Source organism: Bartonella vaga, assembly GCF_037070895.1.
Lineage (GTDB): Bacteria > Pseudomonadota > Alphaproteobacteria > Rhizobiales > Rhizobiaceae > Bartonella.
In genome coordinates this window covers 35,078-56,574 of sequence record NZ_JAYMZK010000001.1, presented here as the reverse complement: position 1 = coordinate 56,574, position 21,497 = coordinate 35,078, and the positions used below count along the sequence as shown (strand labels likewise).

At 38.7% G+C, this 21,497-nt stretch carries 19 protein-coding genes; 12 read left to right on the top strand and 7 right to left on the bottom strand.

The features are described from left to right. Positions 1–26 precede the first annotated feature (26 nt). Positions 27–605, top strand: a complete 579-nt coding sequence (locus WCP76_RS00215) for a Smr/MutS family protein (protein WP_336293678.1) — start codon at positions 27–29, stop codon at positions 603–605. 407 nt (positions 606–1,012) lie between these two features. Here the strand turns inward: WCP76_RS00215 and WCP76_RS00210 are convergent, their stop codons facing one another. The 3 genes from WCP76_RS00210 to WCP76_RS00200 form a co-directional block, all read right to left on the bottom strand. Beyond that, positions 1,013–2,002 carry an Hsp33 family molecular chaperone gene (locus tag WCP76_RS00210; RefSeq protein ID WP_336293677.1) on the bottom strand — a complete coding sequence of 330 codons (990 nt, stop codon included), beginning with the start codon at positions 2,000–2,002 and terminating at the stop codon, positions 1,013–1,015. Positions 2,003–2,309: 307 nt separating this feature from the next. Beyond that, positions 2,310–2,498, bottom strand: coding sequence for a hypothetical protein (locus WCP76_RS00205; protein WP_336293676.1), 189 nt, complete (start codon positions 2,496–2,498; stop codon positions 2,310–2,312). A 2-nt stretch (positions 2,499–2,500) separates the two neighbouring features. Then, positions 2,501–3,709 (bottom strand): aspartate aminotransferase family protein, encoded by a 1,209-nt coding sequence (locus WCP76_RS00200; RefSeq protein WP_336294001.1) that lies wholly within the window; start codon positions 3,707–3,709, stop codon positions 2,501–2,503. Positions 3,710–4,188: 479 nt separating this feature from the next. Between WCP76_RS00200 and WCP76_RS00195 the strand changes: the two genes are divergently transcribed. Further along, complete coding sequence (locus tag WCP76_RS00195; RefSeq protein ID WP_336293675.1) at positions 4,189–4,713, top strand: GcrA family cell cycle regulator; 525 nt, start codon at positions 4,189–4,191, stop codon at positions 4,711–4,713. 544 nt (positions 4,714–5,257) lie between these two features. On the opposite strand, the gene WCP76_RS00190 is transcribed toward WCP76_RS00195, so the two are convergent. The 4 genes from WCP76_RS00190 to ccmA form a co-directional block, all read right to left on the bottom strand. Beyond that, positions 5,258–5,908, bottom strand: a complete 651-nt coding sequence (locus WCP76_RS00190) for a DsbE family thiol:disulfide interchange protein (RefSeq protein WP_336293674.1) — start codon at positions 5,906–5,908, stop codon at positions 5,258–5,260. A gap of 212 nt (positions 5,909–6,120) precedes the next feature. Beyond that, positions 6,121–6,900: a heme ABC transporter permease gene (locus WCP76_RS00185; RefSeq protein ID WP_336293673.1), complete on the bottom strand. Its 780-nt coding sequence runs from the start codon at positions 6,898–6,900 to the stop codon at positions 6,121–6,123. Between the two features lie 43 nt (positions 6,901–6,943). Further along, entirely contained in the window at positions 6,944–7,612 is a 669-nt protein-coding gene (gene ccmB, locus WCP76_RS00180; RefSeq protein WP_336293672.1) for a heme exporter protein CcmB, read from the bottom strand. Then, the gene (ccmA, locus tag WCP76_RS00175) at positions 7,609–8,235 is read right to left on the bottom strand and encodes a heme ABC exporter ATP-binding protein CcmA (RefSeq protein ID WP_336293671.1); all 627 of its coding nucleotides are present in this window, start codon (positions 8,233–8,235) and stop codon (positions 7,609–7,611) included. Before ccmA ends, ccmB begins: the two co-directional genes overlap by 4 nt. A gap of 294 nt (positions 8,236–8,529) precedes the next feature. Between ccmA and acnA the strand changes: the two genes are divergently transcribed. The 10 genes from acnA (at position 8,530) to cyoD (ending at position 21,249) form a co-directional block, all read left to right on the top strand. Beyond that, entirely contained in the window at positions 8,530–11,217 is a 2,688-nt protein-coding gene (gene acnA, locus WCP76_RS00170) for an aconitate hydratase AcnA (protein ID WP_336293670.1), read from the top strand. Between the two features lie 231 nt (positions 11,218–11,448). After that, positions 11,449–11,715 carry a 30S ribosomal protein S20 gene (gene rpsT / locus WCP76_RS00165; RefSeq protein WP_336293669.1) on the top strand — a complete coding sequence of 89 codons (267 nt, stop codon included), beginning with the start codon at positions 11,449–11,451 and terminating at the stop codon, positions 11,713–11,715. Positions 11,716–12,431: 716 nt separating this feature from the next. After that, positions 12,432–14,003, top strand: coding sequence for a chromosomal replication initiator protein DnaA (gene dnaA, locus WCP76_RS00160; protein WP_336293668.1), 1,572 nt, complete (start codon positions 12,432–12,434; stop codon positions 14,001–14,003). 190 nt (positions 14,004–14,193) lie between these two features. Next, positions 14,194–15,315, top strand: coding sequence for a DNA polymerase III subunit beta (gene dnaN, locus WCP76_RS00155; protein WP_336293667.1), 1,122 nt, complete (start codon positions 14,194–14,196; stop codon positions 15,313–15,315). Between the two features lie 20 nt (positions 15,316–15,335). Beyond that, positions 15,336–16,466, top strand: a complete 1,131-nt coding sequence (gene recF, locus WCP76_RS00150; protein ID WP_336293666.1) for a DNA replication/repair protein RecF — start codon at positions 15,336–15,338, stop codon at positions 16,464–16,466. Positions 16,467–16,522: 56 nt separating this feature from the next. Continuing rightward, the gene (aroQ, locus tag WCP76_RS00145; protein ID WP_336293665.1) at positions 16,523–16,987 is read left to right on the top strand and encodes a type II 3-dehydroquinate dehydratase; all 465 of its coding nucleotides are present in this window, start codon (positions 16,523–16,525) and stop codon (positions 16,985–16,987) included. Between the two features lie 114 nt (positions 16,988–17,101). Continuing rightward, positions 17,102–18,073, top strand: coding sequence for a ubiquinol oxidase subunit II (gene cyoA / locus WCP76_RS00140; protein WP_336293664.1), 972 nt, complete (start codon positions 17,102–17,104; stop codon positions 18,071–18,073). Between the two features lie 76 nt (positions 18,074–18,149). Continuing rightward, positions 18,150–20,168 carry a cytochrome o ubiquinol oxidase subunit I gene (gene cyoB / locus WCP76_RS00135; protein WP_336293663.1) on the top strand — a complete coding sequence of 673 codons (2,019 nt, stop codon included), beginning with the start codon at positions 18,150–18,152 and terminating at the stop codon, positions 20,166–20,168. After that, positions 20,165–20,830, top strand: a complete 666-nt coding sequence (locus WCP76_RS00130) for a cytochrome (ubi)quinol oxidase subunit III (protein ID WP_336293662.1) — start codon at positions 20,165–20,167, stop codon at positions 20,828–20,830. Before cyoB ends, WCP76_RS00130 begins: the two co-directional genes overlap by 4 nt. Further along, positions 20,830–21,249 carry a cytochrome o ubiquinol oxidase subunit IV gene (cyoD, locus tag WCP76_RS00125; protein ID WP_336293661.1) on the top strand — a complete coding sequence of 140 codons (420 nt, stop codon included), beginning with the start codon at positions 20,830–20,832 and terminating at the stop codon, positions 21,247–21,249. Before WCP76_RS00130 ends, cyoD begins: the two co-directional genes overlap by 1 nt. Positions 21,250–21,497: the final 248 nt, after the last annotated feature.

Below are 21,497 nucleotides of genomic sequence, written 5' to 3'. Positions count from 1 at the left end.
AGATTTATTAGAGATTCAAAATTAAAATGGCTATAGATGAAAGGGAAAAGAAAGGGGATTCATTAGTCGCACAAGATCGCCTTTTATGGGAGAAAGTTTGTCGTACTACAGTACCGCTTCATAATAAGTTTCCTCATTCTATTCCACAAGAAGTTATAAATATCGGAGATAAAAAACAACGTATCACACAATCTCTCCCATTGCTTCAGGGAAACCAGAAAAGAGAAATGGGGAGAAAAAGGGAAAAGAAGATAGTTGCACAAACGCAAAAAGTTCGTCTCTTAGATCATGTTACATACCGTAAAATTGCTAAAGGCCTTTATCCGATTGAAGCTCGTATAGATCTTCATGGTTGTGCGCAGGAAGAGGCTTATTTTTTATTAAAAAATTTCCTGCAGTCATCTCTGCAAAGGGGATTGCGCTATGTGCTTGTAATTACAGGAACAGGAAGATTACGTGGGAGTCATGGTGTTCTATATCAATTTGTTCCTCATTGGTTGTCAACACCAGCTTTTCGGTATTATGTTCACGAATTTGAATGTGCCGCTCGTCATCATGGGGGTGATGGTGCACTTTATGTTCGGTTGCGTCGTTTTGTCTCGTAAGATTGATATGATATTTGGGAGTTTTTTTAGATTTAATTTGGCTTCATTAAATAGGGTATTTTCGTATATGCTGTACTCACTTAAAATAAGTGTGAAAGTAAGAAATTTTCCATGTAAATGCATAAATTTTAAAACATTAAAAGTGCAAGAGAAATTTTTTGAGAAAGAAAAAATCGTACTCTAAAGGTGTAAGCTGTTTTTATCAATAATACGAAGTGAGTGCTGGTAGGATAGGCATATGATTGTACAGGCAATAAAAGCGCTGACACCTGTGGGAAGAAGATACACAAAATGTTTTAAAAGTTTATGCTAACTGTCGCTAAGTTTCACTTGGTAATTTTGGGCATCAAAGCGACTTTAGCTGCGATCTACATTCTTTTTTGAGGAATATTTGTTACATTTTATTTTCAAAAAAACTCTTGCAACTTAAAACGATAAGTTGTTGAACAAAATTCACATGTAGCTGAAATATAGTTGTTTTTAATCATTTTTTTACGTTCATCAATGGGAAAGCTTTCCAGTATTTCTTTAATTTTTTCGCGCGAACAGGAACATTGATCTACAAGAGAAAAGGGATTAAAAACTTTGACACCTCGTTCATGAAAAAGGCGAAATAATAGCCGTTTACTGCCGACTTGGGGATCTGTCAATTCTGTACTTTCAATGCTTGCTGTTAGTGCTTGAGCTTCTTGCCATTTTTCTTTGAGTTGTGCATAGGTTTTAGCTTCTTCTAGTTTTTGATCGGGTTCATATATTTTGTGATGAGATGATGCTTTGGGCAATAGTTGGGTCAAAATACCTCCTGCTCGCCAGCTTTTCTGTTGTTTTCCTTGTTTGTCTCGGTTAAAAAATATGGCGACTGCCAAACGGATATCAGTGGGTATTTGTTCTGATTTATCAAAATAGAGATGAGAAGCTTCTTGTAAATTTGATCCATCTAATGCAACAATTCCCTGATAGGGTTGCATCTGGGGGTCTTGGTGGATGGTGAAGGCTAAAGTGCCTTTTCCCAGAAGTGTTTTTGAAGATATTTGATCATTGGCTATTGCTTGTTTTAACTGCTCTTCATCAAAACGGGCATAACCGCGTAGACTGGAAGGGGGGGAGAAATCGCATACCAACATATTTACTGGTCCATTGGAATGGGTTTGTAAAATAAATTTTCCTTTAAGTTTCAGAGAGGTTCCAAGAAGAACAGTCAAAACTAATGCTTCTGCCAAAAGGTAAGAAACTGGTTCAGGATATTGATGCCTTGTGAGAATAGAATTTAAACTTTCACCAAGTTGTACAGCACGTCCCCGGATGTCAAGCTCCTCAACTTGAAAGGGGATAACAGTATCATCTTTACTCCAGAAGATATTGTTGAGAGATGTATCAGATGTGGTTTGTTTGTTCATATCTTTGCCTTTTATACGATTTGTTTTGGTATGCTGTTTAGGCCTATTGTTAGAGAGAAAAAAGCATCTTTTAAATACCAAGAAAGCCTTTCTTTTTAAGCATTGAAATAGTTTTTAGTTTTATCAAAAATAACAGAATGTGATCCATCTATCACAATATAGGTAACTTCTTCACTGTGATGAGTGGGAAAAAATGCATGAAAAGAGCACTAGGCTTGGCTAATTCTATTAAAGTTTCATTGATTTTATAAGGATAAAAAATATGATGACTGCGAGCACGAAATTTTTGTTCCATGAAAACTGCCAATCATAATATAGAGTCAGAATCTTTAGCAATTTTTTTGAAAATTACAGCTAGTATTTTGCCAACAGAAAATTTTGACTTTTTTTCTTCTTTGAAAGCTACTTTAAGGAGTTTTGTACAATTTATAACAGCGTATTTTATTAGTGGGGTTAAAACAGATAAGTCGGTAAAATGGCGAAGAGCATTTGTCATGTTTATGATATTTGCCTTTTTTTGTTTGTTTGCGCAAGAGAAGCGATTGCTTTTTTAATGCGATGTACGCTTTCATCTATTTCTTCTTCTGTTATGATAAGGGGAGGTAATAAGCGCACTACATTGTTATTGGCACTAACACTTAAAACATATTCTTTTTCCAAGGCATTGACGATAACATTTGAAGGAATGACACACTGAATTCCTACCATAAGACCAACCCCCCGAATTGCGCAGATAATATCAGGATAAATATTGGGAAGGCTCGAAAGTCCACTTTTTAGCTTATTCCCCATGTGCTGAACATGGTGGAGAAAGCCTGGTTTTAATATGACATCAAGAACACTGTTGCCTACAGCCATGCCAAGAAGATTTCCTCCAAAGGTTGAGCCATGAGTTCCTGGTGTCATACTTTTTGCAGCCTTATTCGTTGCAATACACGCTCCTAACGGAAATCCACCACCCAGCCCTTTTGCGAGGGTAAGAATATCAGGCACGATGCCACTCCATTCATAAGCAAAAAGCTTTCCTGTTCGTCCAACACCCGTTTGAACTTCATCCAAAATTAACAACAGATTATTATCATCACACATTTTGCGCAAAAATCTTAAATATTCAGTAGGTACCGTTCGTACTCCTCCTTCTCCCTGAATAGGTTCAATAAGAACGGCTGCGGTATTTTTATTAATAGCGTTACACAAAGCGATTTTATCGCAAAAAGGAATTTGAATAAATCCATCAGTTTTAGGTCCAAAGCCCTCGAGATATTTTTCTTGTCCTGTAGCCGCAAGCGTTGCAAGTGTACGCCCATGAAATGCACCCTCTAAAGTAATGATTTCAATGCGTGTTGGGTGCCCAGATGCATAATGATAGTGACGAGCGGTTTTGAATGCGCATTCAAGTGCTTCAGCACCAGAATTGCAGAAAAAAACTTTATCAGCAAAGCTGTTTGCACAAAGCCGCGCTGCAAGAGTTTCCTGTTCAGGTGATTGAAAAAGGTTGGAAATATGCCAAAGTTTTTCAGCTTGTCTTTTAAGAGTATCAACTAACTTTGGATGTGCATACCCCAGTGCGTTGACAGCGATGCCAGATGTAAAATCAAGGTAATGTTCATCTTTATCAGAGATAAGCCACACACCATTGCCTTGTTTGAAACGTAAATTACGGCGAGAAAAACATTCGTAAAGCGGCTGTATAGTGGTAGCACCCATCATTAATTCCTCTGTACTTTAACCTCTGTCATACAATAAACAAAACAGTGCTGCAAATGGAGTAAGCTTGTATCTTTAGGTACAGCGTAATTAGCGTTTCATTACGATAATAGCTAAATCTGCATAATAGATCATTGCGTTAATTGGTAGAAAGTCCATAAAGATCCTTGCAAAGAAACGGTTTTTAGAAAAAATCTTAAGCAAATACGGTAGGCTAGCCTATACTTGATTCGCAAGTTGGGGAAAACATTCTAAATAAACTCTTCAAGAAGGAAAGACTCTTGTCATAGAGTTAGTGCATATTGTAGTTTAAATCAGTTAGCAAGGTTGCGTTTCGATTTGTAAGTTCCGTAGGTTAAGTGAATTTTTTGTCCTGGATAGAGTATAAAGTTTTTTCATTTGGCCATTGGAAGTATTATTTAAACATTTGAAGGGGCAAGGGGAGCCTCTCAATGAGGTGATCAGAATGGAGTGCTGATATGAGTTGGACATGTGAACGCGTTGAACTTCTTAAGAAGTTTTGGAGTGAGGGGTTAAGTGCAAGTCAGATTGCAGCTCGGTTAGGTGGGGTCAGCAGGAATGCAGTAATCGGTAAAGTGCATCGATTAAAGTTACCGGGACGTGGTAAGGCAGCACAGGGGGTGTCGCGTGCACAAAAGATACCTACTAGCCCATCATCTCCCCGTATGCGTCGTACCACATCGACAATATCGCCAACAAATGCTGCGTCTTGTAGTGCAGGAGTAACAGATTTAAATATGGAGTTTGTGGAAGGTGTGACAGAAACTGATGTGTCCACGAAATCAAATGTAGTTGTGCCTATATCGCGTCAGCTTAATCTTTTGCAATTAAGTGAAAATACGTGTAGGTGGCCAGTTGGAGATCCTTTATCATCAGACTTTCATTTCTGTGGTGCCGATTCTGTCGAAAATAGCCCTTATTGTACTTTTCACGCTAAAATAGCATTTCAGCCAATATCTGAACGGCGACGGATAAGAGTATAACATGCGCTGTGTAATTTCATATTGTCTTTTAGACCGTTACTAAATATAATCTGGTATAAAAAAGAAATTTGAGATGGTGGAGCTTTTAATGAATGTAGAATTTTTTCATGGAAGAGCTCACTCAAGTGTTGTATTTTTATATTATTGCATGATTATATGTAGTAAAGGTACGGCTTATTATCTATTTTTACTGTTTTAATTTACTTTAAGGTTCTCCAAAATATCTATAGTTATATTTTTTAATAATGGAGATTGTGTAGAGCTTCGGATTTTTATTTTGTATATTTTCTCTTGCTTTTATTGCTTGTGAACATGATGTAATGCAAGAACTGTGAAAGGCTGGTGTTTTTACGTTTATGAAGGTACAAAACCAGTGCTATCGTTGTGTTATCAGGCTTTTACGGTAAAATAGTTCATAGAGATACATTGAGTTTTTTCTAAAATAATTTCTATTCATTCATTACTCTGTATTGTGGCATATAAATAAGCATTTTTGATTGATTTCTCACAAGAGAGTTTGAAATAAGAAAATCCTATTGCACTCTCATTCAATATTGGAAAACGATGGAGTGTTTTTATGAATCAATACCTTGCTGTTTGATGTTTCTTCTGTCGTGAGAGCTTGTTTGATTTTTGGCAGAATCTTGTCTTTATAAACTTGCCATGTTAAAGGGCCAACATGTTTAGCAATGATGATACCATCTTTATTTAAAAGAAAGGTTTCTGGTGCTCCGTATACTCCCCAATTAATGGCTGTATGCCCTGAAATATCAAAGCCAATAAATTTAAAAGGATTACCAAAACTGCTCAGAAAACGCTGAGCATTCTCTTTGCTGTCCTTATAGTTAATGCCAACAAGATCAAAACGTTGATCTTGTGCAATTTTCATAAGAAGTGGATGCTCTTCACGGCAGAATAAGCACCAAGATCCCCAAAAATTGACCAATGTTATACGTCCTTTAAATTGTTCTGAGTCAAGAAGATGGTTTTCATTACCAAGGATAGGAAGACTGATTTTAGGGGCGGGTTGTTCAGTTAACGTATTTTGGGGAAAAGAAATATCATTGAGGTGTCTGTTATCCATAAGGTAGAAGAAAAGTATCATAAGCAGAAAAAAAAACAAAAATGGTCCAAAAAGAATAAACAAGGTGGATAAAGATACGTTTTTTTTCGGGTTTCGAGGGATAGTTTTCACTATATTTTTTTCCTGAAACAGTTCTTTTTTATTCAGTTGTTGTAGAATCTTTTTTTGGTATATAGCTTTACAAAGAAGGTACCCAATAAAACATAGAAGAAATATTGCGGAAAGCATGTAGCTTAAAACAACAATTTTATCGTGATGGAGGGTACCAAGAAAAAAATCAATTTGCTGAGATAAATTTCCTAAAAATCTAATGTGAATGCCATTTAGGTCGAGCATGATGAAGATTCCTGGTATTGTGCATGACGGGCTTTTCTGATCTGAAGTATTTTGATGTGATAGCTATTGATTTCGTTGCGCATAGCCATCAGATAGAGCGAAATAAACATAAGACTGAAACAAAATATCATTGTTATGAGGGGGCATAACATAGCACGGTCAATTGTTGGGCCTCCTGGACGTAAAAGCGATGCTGATTGATGGAGTGTATTCCACCAATTAACGGAAAATTTGATAATGGGAATATTTATAAAGCCAACGAGTGTAAGTATTGCTGTAGCACGTGCAGCTTTTGCTTGGTTATCAAAAGAGTAGGCAAGCATGATAATTGCAAGGTAGATAAAGAATAGGATGAAAACAGATGTTAATCGTGCATCCCATACCCACCATGTTCCCCATGTAGGGCGTCCCCAAAGTGCGCCTGTTATTAAAGCCAAAGCAGTAAAAATTGCTCCAATGGGCGCACCACATTTGAGTGCTACATCAGCAAGACAATGCTTCCAAATCAGACTTCCTAAAGCAGCTGCACTTATTATCATATAACAAAATGTAGATAGCCATGCGAATGGTACATGGATATACATAATCTTAACGGTGATGCCTTGCTGATAGTCATTAGGAGAATGCACAATTAGAGTAAGTCCTAAGATCAAAAGACACAATGTTATACTGGTTAGCCAAGGTAAAATAACACTGCTTATTTTCATGAAATTAGTTAAATGTGTTGGGAGTGATTTCATTTTATCTGCGTGAGATGCTTTATTCATGAAATTTATAATAGGCAGAGTTTTGCGGTGCGGCAACCATCTTTTACTGTTCTGATAAAAACTTGAGCGTTATAGCTGCAACAAAAGAGCTAAAAAGACTCAAAAGAAGTGAAAAAGCAATAAGAAGAGCTAAGGATGTGAGAAAAGAAACATTTGGGTTTGTTGGAGCTGTAGCAGCCGAAACACCGAAAATTATGATTGGAATGATCCATGGCAAAATAATGATAAAGGTTAGAAGAGTGCTGTGCAATAATGATGCTGCAAGGGCTGCTCCTATAGCGCCAATAAAAATAATGGCAGGTGTTCCGCATAAGAGGGTCAGCACTGTTGTAAAAGTTATTGTGATATCTAAATGGAGCATGAATGCTAAAATAGGAGTAGCACAGATGAGGGGCAACATAGTTCCCACCCAATGGGCAAGACATTTGGTAAATACAATTAATGTGAAACTATGACTGTATTCAGAAAGGATGAATTGATCAAGACTTCCATCATCACGATCAGTTTGAAAAAGTTTATTCAGATTTAGGATCCCTGCAAGAAGGGCTCCAAACCATAATATGCCTGGGCCTATTTGTGCAAGAATTTTAGGATTTGGCCCGATAGCGAAAGGAGTTATCATAATAACAGCGATGAAAAATAAAAGTCCTGTTAATGAAGAGACTTGTGGTGCTAAGCTTAATTTAAGATCACGCCAGAACAGTGCTTTCATTTTCTTTTCTCCTTGGGAGGTAAAAAATTTTCTAAAGCGATTTTGTGGTTTTCTGGAATACCGAGGGGATTATGGGTTGCAGCGATAATCATGCCGCCTTGGTTTAGATGGCGCTGAAAAATATTAGTAAGGAGGATTTGAGCATTTTTATCAAGCCCCAACATTGGTTCATCTAAAATCCAAATAGGACGATATGAGAGCAAAAGACGAGCAATAGCTACACGCCTTTTTTGTCCGGTTGATAAAACATGGAAGGGTAATTTTTCAAGCTCAGAAAGACCGATGTCAGCAAGAGCTTCATGCGGATAGAGTAGATGTTGTCCATAAAATGCTGACCAAAATTTTAGATTATCGATGACGGATAAAAGAGGTTTCATAGCGTTTTGAGGGCCAAGATAATGACATGCAGTTGCTACCGGATATGTTTGTTCATGGTCTTTAAGTATTACATCACCTTTGGCAGCTTCAAGCAGACCGATAATGATTCGGAGTAATGTGGATTTTCCGATTCCATTTGAGCCTGTAATTGTCATAAGTTGCTGTGGGAATAAACAAAAAGAAAGATCTTGGAACAGAATTTCTTCGTTTCTGTAAGCTGCTAAAGCTTTACCCGATAATATCATGTGCTTACCTGTTTTGTTTTTTTCTGTAATCTTTATTGCATGATAGGATAAAAAATACGTTTTTTATACAATTACACCTAGAATAGTTCTAGAAATAGTTTTATAAGTTACCCGTTACATCAACATCTGGTGTAGAATATATTTTTGCGCCGATTTCTGAATTTGCTAATAAAAGGTGGAGGGGGAAATGGATGCGGAGGTAATTGCGTCTGCACTCAAGCTACGACCTTGACTCGTGGTTTGTGTTGTTCCTTCCGGGAGATTAGGTAGTTTGTAGTATGAGGGTGGGCAGGTATGACTCAAGTCGATAGCTTTAATTGTCGCAGAACTTTAGATGTTGGTGGCAAGAAATATACTTATTATAATTTGATTGAAGCGGAGAAGAATGAACTTGAGGGTGTTTCTCGTTTGCCGTTTTCGATGAAAGTGATTCTTGAAAATTTATTACGGTTTGAGGATGGGCGCACAGTTAAGAAAGAAGATATCTTAAACGTTGCTAGGTGGTTAAATAACAAAGGCCGTTCTGGTGCAGAAATCACCTACCGCCCCGCACGTGTTCTTATGCAAGACTTTACTGGTGTTCCCGCAGTTGTTGACCTTGCTGCAATGCGCGATGCTATGGTTAGATTTGGAGGAGATGCTGAGAAAATCAATCCTCTGATTCCCGTTGATCTCATCATTGATCATTCGATTATTGTTGATAATTTTGGCAACTCTTTGGCTTTTAAGGAAAATGTCGAGCGTGAATATGAACGTAATAGTGAGCGCTATCGTTTCCTTAAATGGGGGCAGCAAGCGTTTCAAAATTTTCGTGTTGTTCCTCCAGGAACAGGAATTTGTCATCAGGTTAACCTAGAATATTTAGCGCAATGTGTGTGGATGAAGGATGAGGATGGGCTTCAGATAGTTTATCCTGATACTTGTGTAGGGACCGATTCGCATACAACTATGGTGAATGGTTTAGGTGTTTTAGGTTGGGGTGTCGGTGGTATTGAAGCCGAGGCAGCAATGTTAGGCCAGCCCGTTTCTATGTTGTTGCCTGAAGTAATTGGTTTTCGTTTAACGGGTAAACTTAAAGAAGGTGTTACGTCTACCGACTTGGTATTGATGGTGACGCAAATTTTGCGTAAAAAAGGTGTTGTTGGTAAATTTGTTGAATTTTTTGGTCCTGGTCTGGAACACATGACGCTTGCTGATCGGGCAACAATTGCGAATATGGCGCCTGAATATGGGGCAACGTGTGGCTTTTTCCCTATTGACAAGGAAACGGTGCGTTATCTTAATATGACAGGGCGTGATGAAAATCGGATTGCTTTAGTGGAAGCTTATTCCAAAGCACAAGGGATGTGGCATGATGAAGCAGTAGTTGATCCCATTTTTAGTGATACAATTGAATTAGATATGGAAGACGTCGTGCCTTCTATGGCTGGACCTAAACGACCTGAAGGGCGTATTGCATTGGAAAGTGTTGGACAAGGGTTTGAGAAGGTGGTGATCGAGGATTATAAAAAGATTGCTGTGCAAGGTGATCGTTATCAGGTTGAGGGCGAGGAATATATGCTAGGTCACGGCGATGTAGTGATTGCTGCAATTACCTCCTGCACAAATACATCAAATCCGAGCGTTCTTATTGCTGCAGGTCTTTTGGCTCGTAATGCTGTGGCGAAAGGTCTCAAGAGTAAGCCATGGGTTAAGACTTCTCTTGCACCTGGTTCGCAGGTTGTTGAAGCTTACCTGCACAATTCAGGTTTGCAAAAAGATTTAGATGCACTAGGATTTAACTTAGTAGGATTTGGATGCACTACGTGTATTGGGAACTCTGGTCCTTTGTTACCAGCTATTTCCAAAGCGATTAATGACAATGGTTTAATTGCAGCTGCAGTTCTTTCAGGAAATCGTAATTTTGAAGGGCGTGTATCGCCTGATGTGCAGGCCAATTATTTAGCTTCACCTCCATTAGTTGTAGCGCATGCTTTAGCAGGAACGGTGCGTAAAGATTTAACTAAGGAGCCTCTTGCAGAAGGTTCAGATGGTCAGTCAGTTTATTTAAGAGATATTTGGCCAACTTCTAAAGAGATACAGGAATTTATTGAAAAAAATATTACGCGTAAGATTTTTACCGAAAAATACGCAGATGTGTTTAAGGGAGACGAAAATTGGCAAAAAGTTCAGGTTCCGACAGGAGCTACTTATTCCTGGGATGAGGAATCAACATATGTACGTAATCCGCCGTATTTTGATGATATGCGAAAGATTCCTGATGTCTTATCAGATATTAAAGATGCTCGGATTTTAGGTTTGTTTGGTGATAAAATTACGACAGATCATATTTCTCCTGCCGGTTCCATTAAGGTCGATTCTCCTGCTGGAAGGTATTTGACAGATCATGGGATTAACGTCGCTGATTTTAACCAGTATGGAACTCGCCGTGGGAATCATGAAGTGATGATGCGTGGAACCTTTGCTAATATTCGCATTCGTAACTTCATGCTCGGAGAAAATGGTCGTGAAGGAGGCTATACAATTCATTATCCTTCAAAAGAAGAGCAGACAATTTATGATGCAGCAATGGCGTATAAACGGGAAGGGATTCCGCTTGTTGTTTTTGCTGGTATTGAATACGGCAATGGGTCATCTCGTGATTGGGCGGCTAAGGGCACTAATCTTCTTGGTGTAAAGGCAGTAATTGCACAGTCTTTTGAGCGGATCCATCGCTCTAATCTTGTTGGTATGGGAATCGTTCCCTTTGTGTTTGAAGAGGGTGCAAGCTGGAGATCATGTGGTTTAAAGGGTGATGAAAAGGTAACAATTGAAGGGATCCATAACTTAAAGCCCCGCCAGAAAACTGTAGCTACAATCACTTTTTCTGATGGAACTATAAAAACTGTTCCATTATTGTGTCGTGTTGATACTGAAGATGAGTTGGATTACTTGCATCATGGTGGAATTTTGCAATATGTTTTGCGTAATTTGGCAGTTTGAGTCGCAGGTGCTCACTTAGGGGTGTTTTTGAAACTATTAGGGTGGATGTCAAGATGTTGAGTTTACTTTTTTATATCCATCTATGAAAATTTGATTGACGTTGGCTTTAAGGTTGCGTTATAAATTGCACAGTTAGAAACAGATTTATAGTTTTGTGTGGGTTAGTTTTTTGTGTTGATAGAAGTGTCGTTTAGACTTGTTCTATCTGATGCATTAGAGAGAGAGAGAGTTATGGCGAATACATCTTCTGCTCAAAAAGCGGTGCGTAAGGTTGCGGTGCGCACGCAGGTTAATAGGGCCCGCCGTTCACGTGTTCGTACCTTTATGCGTAAGTTTGATGATGCTTTTGCCGGTGGTGATAAAGCATCTGCAGAAATAGCGTTTAAGAATTTTGAACCGGAGATTATGCGTGCAGTTTCCAAAGGGGTTTTTCATAAAAATGCTGCTGCACGAAAAGTATCGCGTTTAGCAAAGCGCTTGAAGGCTCTTGGCAATTAGCTTTTTTTTATTTCATTGAAAATGAGTCCAGCATCTGTGGCAGATGCTGGTTTTTTTATTTATTTTAGCAACCTTATCTCTTTTAAGGAAAAAGCTACACAGCGATTCTTTCCATAAAAAATTAGAAAAAATTTTTAGAGTCTGTATGGTTATCCACAAGCTTTGTGGATTCTTGTAGAGTCTTTTTTGTCAAGCATTTTTATTTTTTTTTTTAGTCTGATGAGATTCTTTAATTATTGGTAAACTTAGAGGAAAAAAAATGAATTGAATCAATTATTTTTCTCATCCCTCCTTTATATGAGCAGACTTATAGCGGTTTTTTAGGGGCTTTTGATTTTATTTTGACCTCTTGCATTTCCCCTCTGCTGTTCTGTATGGTTCTAGTGGAAACTAAAAATATACAGGGTTCACATTAGTTAATTATCCTATGTTGTATGTGGGTATAGGGTAGTGTGGTTTAGGCTGTGATGAGCTTTTATATTGGATATGTATTCTGACGCGTTTTTTAGTTTTTAGTTGGTATGTTTGCCATTTTAGAAGAGTAGATCATATGCATGAGTGCAAGTAAATTTTATTGGTCATCTTTGTTGGCGGGGGTGTGGTGAAGACTATCCTAGGGGAGGATGAGTAATCTTATTTGGGGTGGGCTTTTTGCCTTTGCTAAGTTGGTTTTTAGCTGTTTGGCAAGAAAAATTTTATTTTTATCAGGATGAAAGATGGTGGATAAATTGAACTCTAAAGCTAATTCCTTTAAAAGGGTTTCGGTGAATATCCTGTCGGCAGAGAAAATAATAAATAGTAAGGTGACAGATATAGATGTATCAGTTGGTAGAAATGCTTCTGTAGAGCATCCTATCATTTCAGAGGAGGAAGGTGTGGCGGCTTTTGCCCGTGTCATGGCGCAATTGAAGGCACAGGTTGGTATTGAGGCTTATACGAGTTGGTTTGGCCGTGTGAAGCTTACTGAATATAGCCGTAATCTTGTAAGGCTTTCTGTTCCTACGGCATTTTTGCGTTCTTGGATTAATAACCACTATGGTTCTCTTTTGACAAATTTGTGGAAACAAGAGAATTCAGCGATTCTTCGCGTTGAAGTTATCGTTCGTGGTATGAAGCGTGTTTCGGGCGGCGTAGTTTGTAAAACAAGTGCTGCTCCTGTTGTTCTGGAAGAGCAGACAACACCATCTTTTATTGAGAATTATACAGAACATTCAGTAAAGAGTGTTCAAACAGGTGTTTTTGGTTCACCGCTTGATTCTCGTTATACTTTTGAAAGTTTTGTGGAGGGAGCTTCTAATCGTGTTGCTTTAGCTGCGGCGCGTTCAATTGCAGAAGGGCATAAGAGTGCTTTAAGATTTAATCCTCTTTTTATTCATGCGTCTGTTGGATTAGGAAAAACACATTTGCTTCAAGCTATTGCAGCTGCTGCGCTGAAGCGTTTAACATCTGCACGTGTTATTTATTTAACCGCTGAGTATTTCATGTGGCGTTTTGCAACAGCTATTCGTGATAATGATGCTCTTTCTTTTAAAGAGCAGCTTCGTGATATTGATCTTCTCATTATCGATGATATGCAGTTTTTGCAAGGAAAGTCGATACAGCACGAGTTTTGTCACTTGCTTAATATGTTGCTTGATAGTGCAAAGCAAGTTGTTGTGGCTGCAGATCGTCCACCAGCAGAATTAGAATCACTTGATCTTCGGGTTCGTTCTCGTCTTCAGGGAGGGGTAGCTCTTGAAATTGAAGCCCCAGATTGCGATATGCGTTTGAAAATGTTACGCCAGCGGTTGAAGGTGGCGCAACAAGATGACAGCATGATTTCAATTTCTGATGATATTCTAGAATATATTGCTAGAACGGTTTTAGGATCAGGACGTGATATTGAAGGAGCGTTTAATCAATTACTGTTCCGCCAGTCTTTTGAATCAGATTTGTCCTTAGAACGGGTTGATGAGTTGTTAGGTCATTTGATACGTTCTGGTGAACCTAAGCGTATTCGGATTGAAGAAATTCAGCGTACGGTTGCGCGCCATTATAATGTTTCCAAACAAGATTTGTTGTCTAATCGTCGGACACGTACGGTTGTGAAGCCGAGACAGGTTGCGATGTATTTAGCAAAAATGCTGACGCCTCGTTCATTGCCAGAAATTGGACGTCGTTTTGGTGGACGTGATCATACGACAGTTTTACACGCTGTACGTAAAATTGAAGATTTGGTTTGTGGAGATCAGACATTGGCCAAAGAGCTTGAATTGCTTAAGCGGTTGATTGGAGAGCAGGCAGCATAGTGTCTACAGTCTTTTGTCTTTTCTGAGGGGTATTGCTAGAGAGATGAATGAGGGGGGCGTTTTTGTCTCCGCAGTAGTCACTTGCCATTTTAAGAAAGGTTGAATAGAATTCAGGAGCTGATTCTTTAAAGAGATAGTTTTTTTAATTTGGAGAGCTAGTATTGTTTTTGGAAGTTGTAACGGAGATTTTATGCGTGTTGTAGTTGATCGCAGTCAATTTCTCAAATCTCTTGGCCGTGTTCACCGTGTGGTAGAGCGTCGTAATACTGTACCTATTTTATCGAATGTATTGATTGAAGCAGATAATGACAGTGTGCGATTAAAGGCTACAGATCTTGATTTAGAGATTTCAGAAGTTTGTGTAGTCAATGTTGAACAAGCAGGAGCAATAACTGTTCCGGCACATTTGCTGTATGATATAGTTCGAAAACTTCCTGATGGCAGTGAAATTGTATTATCAGTTGACATGAAACAACCAAGTGAAATGTCTGTTTTTTCTGGTTGTGCTAACTTTCAACTTCAGTGCCTTCCTACAACAGATTTTCCAGAGTCGTTTCCAGGTCAATTTGATTATCGTTTTTTTCTCTCGGCATCGAAATTGAAATGTTTGCTTGATTGTACGCAATTTGCTATTTCAACTGAAGAAACTCGTTATTATCTTAATGGTATTTATTTTCATATTATTAATGATAATGTTCTTAAGTTACGTTTAGTTTCTACTGATGGTCACCGTTTGGCACAAGTTGATATGGAAGCTCCTTCAGATGTTGATGGTATGCCAGGTGTCATTATTCCTCGTAAGGCCGTGGGGGAATTACAAAAGCTGCTTTCGGAAGAAAATGATAGTAATGTATGTGTAGAGATTTCAGAAACAAAGATTCGTTTTTCGGTGGGTTCAGTTGTTTTTACATCAAAGTTAATTGATGGAACATTTCCAGACTATCAACGTGTTATCCCTACTGGAAATGATAAAAAACTGGTTGTCAACAGGCAGGATTTTTCTGCTGCTGTCGATCGTGTTTCAACAATTTTGAGTAATCGTGGGCGTGCGGTGAAGTTAGAGATTAAGCGTGAGCAATTGAGGCTTGTTGTTCACAATCCTGATTCTGGTAGTGCGGAAGATCAATTAACAGCAAGTTATACATCTGATCCACTTGAGATAGGGTTTAATTCACGTTATCTTTTAGATATCGCTGGGCAACTTTCGAGCGATGAGATGGTTTTTATGCTGTCTGAAGCTGGAGCTCCAGCTTTGATTCGTGAAAATGGTGATGCTGATGCGCTTTATGTGCTGATGCCCATTCGTGTTTAGGGGCGAGTATTTTGCAATGCGTGGCTGGTCGTGTGCACAAAGTGGCAGTGAGACAGCTAAAGCTTGTACGTTATCGCAATTACTCTTCTTTTAATATTCATTTTTCAGGTCAGCATGTGGTTTTTACTGGTCACAATGGTGCTGGTAAAACAAACCTTTTAGAGGCATTATCTTTTCTTTCTCCGGGGCGTGGTTTACGGCGTGCGACCTATTCTGATATTAGTTTCGCAGATGGTGGAGGTGAAGGATTTGTTGTATTTGCGCGTCTTCAATGTGCTCTTTATGGTGAAGTGAATATAGGTACAGCTTTAGAAACTTGTGATAAGAGTCGGAAAATACATATTAATGGTGTGAATGAAACAAGTGATTGTCTAACAGATTACTGTTATATAAGTATCTTGACTCCTTCTATGGACGGACTCTTTACGGGTTCTGCACTTGAGCGTCGTCGTTTTTTGGATCGTCTAGTTTTAGCTATTGATCCTTTGCATAGTCGCCGCATAGCCGATTATGAGAGGGTTATGCGTGCGCGTAATCGTTTATTTTTGGATGGAAATGAAGATTGTGCTTGGTTTGATGCTTTAGAAAAGCAAATGGCTGAACTGGCGGCAGCTATTGCTGCCGCACGTATTGATGTTGTTCGGCTTTTAAATGATATGTTTGCACAAATGCCATCTCAGATACCTTTTCCACGGGCTTTTTTGCAAATTAGTGGTTTTTTAGAAACGGCCCTTAGTAAGATATCAGCGATTGAGGTTGAAGAAAAATTTTGTGATCGATTGCAGCGTAACCGAGCAATAGATCGTGCTGCTGGGCGGACATTGGAAGGACCGCATCGCACAGATTTACAGGTTTTTTATGCTGATAAAAATATGGTTGCAGCATCTTGTTCAACAGGTGAACAAAAGGCTTTGTTAATGGGTTTGGTTTTATGTCATGCGCGTTTAACGGGCTTGATGTCAGATAGAGCCCCCATTCTTCTTCTTGATGAAATGGCTGCTCATCTTGATTCTTATCGGCGTGCTGCTTTATTTGATATTCTTGATGATTTAGGTGGGCAAACATTTATGACAGGAACAGATCGTATCTTATTTGATGCCTTAAAAGGACGGGCGGAGTTTTTTGAAATTAAGGATGGAGCTTTATTGTAGTAAAAACATGCTAAAAATTTTTTTATAAGGTTATGGTCAAGAAGAAGAGACGTACTATGTCTATAATTATAACGGTTTTAAATGGGCCTAATTTAAATTTTCTTGGTAGACGTGAGCCAGAAATTTATGGGACTGAGACTCTGGAAGATATTAAACAATTTTGCACGGAGTTCGCAATAAAGTTTGGGATGACATTGAATTTTCACCAAAGCAACTGTGAGGGGCAGTTGGTAGAGTGGATACAGGAAGCGATAGGAGTAAGTTCCGGGTTGATTATTAATCCAGCTGCTTATACCCACACATCTATTGCAATCCTTGATGCATTAAAAATGTTTACAGGCCCTGTCGTAGAGGTTCATTTATCCAATATTTATCAGCGTGAAGATTTTCGTCATAAATCTTACGTTTCTGCAGGTGTTGATGCGGTTATTGTGGGGTGTGGCAGTGAGGGGTATAGGTTTGCACTTGAATATCTTGCTGGGCAGATTAAGTCTGGTAGGAAGGAGTGTGGCATTGTATAATGTGGATGCTGATATTTGAATTTTCTTGATAATTCTTTTTAAAATAAGTAAGCATATTTAAGAGGAGTTATCTGTTATTTTATAATGACTTCTGATCATGATGGGGCAGGTGAAATGAAAAACTTTGTTAAGCTGGTGAAAGTGCTTGTTATTTTAGGAGTATTATTATTTTTATCAGGTTGTAAAATTGATGTTCTTCAGCCAAGTGGGTATGTTGCGCGTCAACAATTCATTTTGATTATTGTTTGTGCTCTCGTTATGTTGTGCGTTGTAATTCCAGTAATGATTAGCGTGGTATTTTTAGCTATCAAATATCGTGCTTCGAATACAGGAGCAGAGTATTTACCTGAGTGGGGACATTCCAATAAAATTGAAGCATTTATGTGGGGCATTCCAATTGTTATAATAATGGTTTTGGGGTCGTTAACAGCTTATTATACTTATAAGCTTGAGCCGGAGAAAGCGCTTCCAGTAGATGTTGTTGGTGAAGGAAAGCCGTTGCAAGTAGATGTTGTCGCTCTTGATTGGAAGTGGCTATTTATTTATCCTGAGTATAATGTCGCATCGATCAATGAAATTTATGCGCCTAAAGGTCGTCAGGTTTTTTTGCAGTTGACGTCAGAGAACTCTGTTAATGCATTTTGGGTACCGAAGTTAGGCACTGTTCTTTATGCTATGCCGCAGATGAATTCTAAATTACATTTAATAGCCGATGAGCAAGGAGTATTTAAAGGCGCTTCTGCAAATTACAGTGGAGATGGTTTTTCAGGTATGCGGTTTCGGTGGCATTCTGTAACTTTGCAGGATTTTGAAAATTGGATTGATACAGCTCGAGCAAAAGGTCAAGTGTTGGATCGTGTGTCTTATCGTCAGCTTTCCGTTGCGCCCCGTATGAGTGATGTTGCTGCGAAAGAAAAGGATGCTGAAGTACGTTATTTTGCGCCTGTTGAGAAGCGGCTTTATTACAGGATTGTTAATAGGTGTGTCGATGAAAATACGGTATGTAATGAAGATTTAATGAAGCGTGCTGCAGCTCAGACGCTGTGGGGAGCGCTTTGTTCTGTTTTTGATCCTGATGTTATTTAGGATATCAATCGAGAGAGAATCCTTTTTAAATATGAGGCTTCTTTTAAACTGAAATTCATTTTATATGGGCTAAGAAATGTTTGGAAGACTTACAGATCCTACGGCTGGTGCTTTTCATGCACTTGCACATGAACCAATCGTTTTGTATACATGTATTGCGATTGTTGCGGGTGGCTTAATTGCTGTTATTGCCTTAACTGTCCTTGGATGGTGGGGGATTTTGTGGCGAAATTGGATTACAACAGTTGATCATAAGCGCATCGGCATTATGTACATTATTCTTGGTATTATCATGCTTGTTCGTGGTTTTGCTGATGCAATTATGATGCGTTCACACCAGGCCTTGGCGCTTGGGAGTGAAACGGCAGGATATTTGCCTCCTGAGCATTTTGATCAGATTTTTTCGGCCCATGGTACTATTATGATTTTTTTCATGGCTACGCCGATTTTATTTGGTCTTTTCAATTATCTTATACCGCTTCAAATTGGTGCTCGTGATGTTGCCTTTCCGTTTGCAAATAATCTGGGATTCTGGATTACAGCTGCAGGGGCAATACTGATTAACATCTCACTAGGTGTTGGTAACTTTGGCCGAGGGGGATGGTTGATGTATCCACCTTTTTCTGAGTTACAAAGTAGTCCAGATACGGGAGTAGATTATTATTTATGGTCGCTTCAGCTTTCTGGTATCGCAACAACAATGGGAGCAATTAATTTCGTTGCGACCATCATTAAAATGCGTGCTCCTGGAATGACAATGATGAAAATGCCAGTCTTTTGTTGGAGCGCGTTTGTCAGCAACATTCTTATTTTAGTTATTTATCCTGTCTTGGCTGTAGCTTTTGCACTATTAGCGTGTGATCGTTATTTACATATGAATTTCTTTACCAACGTTGCTGGTGGAAATCCAATGGTATGGATTAACTATGTTTGGATTTTTGGCCATCCTGAAGTTTATGTTTTAGTCGTTCCTGCTTTTGGAATTGTTTCTGAAGTTGTGTCCACTTTTTCTTCAAAACGCCTTTTTGGTTATACCTCGATGGTATGGGCAATATTGGTTATTTTGGTTCTGTCTCTTCTTGTTTGGGGGCATCATTTCTTTACAATGGGTGGGGGAGAAGCTGTGAATACCTTCTTTGGTATTGCGACAATGATTATCGCGATTCCAACAGGTGTAAAAGTCTTTAATTGGCTACTGACAATGTATAAAGGTAGGATTCGTTTTGAACCTCCAATGCTTTGGTGCATAGGGATGATCTTTACATTTGTTGGAGGTGGGCTTACAGGTGTTTTGCTGTCTATTGTACCTGCTGATTGGCAATTTCATAATTCGTTATTTTTGGTAGCTCATTTCCATCATACAATTATTGGAGGTGTCGTTTTTGCTTATTTAGCTGGGATTGCTTTTTGGTTTCCAAAAGCTTTTGGTTATAAGCCGAATCGGGCATTGGGTATTGCATCTTTCTGGTGTTGGTTTGTTGGTTTTTACCTTGCTTTTTTCCCGGTTTATGCACTTGGTTTAATGGGTGCAACGCGTCGTCTTCAACATTATATGGAGCCTAGTTGGCAGCCAATGTTTATAATTGCTGCGCTGGGTGCATTTATTATTTTGCTTGGTATCCTTTGTTTTGTGCTGCAAGTGCTTTTAGCGATTTGGTACGGTATAAAGCATAAGGGATGCTTACCGGTAACATTAAATGATTCTTGGGGTGATGCACGGACACTTGAGTGGTTGGCCTCTTCACCGCCTCCTTCTTACAATTTTGCAATACTTCCAGAGGTGCAGTCTGATGATGCTTATTGGAATATGAAGAAGAATGGTTATCAGCGTCCAACAGGTGGATTTACAAAAATTCATATGCCGTCAAATACATCAGCTGGAATTATTGCAGGATTCTTCTCTTTAGTCGTGGGTTTTGCGCTTGTTTGGCATATTTGGTGGCTTGTTGCGATTGGATTGATTGGTTTTGTTGCAACGATTGTAGGGCATTCGTTAACAGGTGATCACCATGGTTATTATATCTCAGCCGAAGAGGTACAAAAAATAGAGGATGATTTTACAGCTGTTCTTAAAGAACGAGGAGCGACAATATGAGTGCGACTACAATGAATAATACTCACATTGATGAGCATCATCACGACAGTAGTTCAATAATGACATTTGGTTTTTGGATCTATATTCTGTCGGACTTGATACTATTCTCAACGCTTTTTTCAAGCTTTGCTGTTTTTTCTGCTTCTTATGGTGGTGGAAAAGCTGGGAATGAGTTTATTAATTTAACGTTTGTTTTAGTTGAAACTGCTATTTTATTGTTATCATCAATCACTTATGGGTTTGCAATGGTACAAGCGCATAAAGGTTATCTTGGTGGTGTGCGTTTATGGATGTTCATTACTTTTATACTTGGATGTTGCTTTATTGGGATGGAAGTTTATGAATTTCATGAACTTTTGAATGAAGTGTTCTATTACGATCCTGGTGCTTATGCAGGTATTGATCCTGCAACAGGTTTACAGCTTTTTGGAAGAGAGGTTTTATCCGCCTATTGGTCAGCATTTTTTGCTTTGGTTGGTACCCATGGTCTTCATGTCAGTGTCGGTCTTTTCTGGATGATCGTGATGTTTTTTCATCTTCGTCGTGGTGGCTTGGATCAGGATAATAAGACACGTTTATCCTGCCTTTCAATTTTCTGGCATTTGCTTGATATTGTATGGGTTTGTGTTTTCACCATGGTTTATTTATTAGGAGCATTGTAATGAGCGTGCATAACGAAGCACATGGCCCTAGTGCTATTCCCTATTTAATTGGTTTTATTTTGGCTGTATTTTTCACTTTGGGTTCTTTTATTCCTGTGATGTATGGGATTATGGAGAGTTGGGCAATTAGCACAAAGGTTGTGTATCTTATTGGAATGGGCATTATCCAGATTATAGTGCAAATTGTTTTCTTTTTGCACTTAAATTCTGGTCCAGATGCCAAATGGAATTTGGCTGCTTTATGGTTTACTGCTATGTGCGTTTTTATTATTATTGGGGGCACTTGGTGGGCTATTTCACATTTGAATTATAATATGATGGGTGGTTCTGGACGTGTTATTGAGACGGAAATATCAGAAGATGGTAGTTCTATGTCGCTGTCGGGGCAATCGTTAGGTACACAAAAGCCTGTAGAGTAGTTATCAGATATAAGTGCGCCTTCGCATTTTCAAAGTGTAAAAGTTCCTGTAGAGTAGAAAAGTGGGCGTAGAAATGCCAGTAGCGCAAGCGTTAGATATGCAAGCTCCGGCAGAGAGTTATGAAGAATAAAAATATCTATGGAGCCAGTGCCAAGTGCATTGGCTTTTTTGTAGACATTAATTGTAAAAATATTTGTGGGATATAAGGTGAATAAGTGAATGCTAAGCACAGGGTATCAATTGAGTAA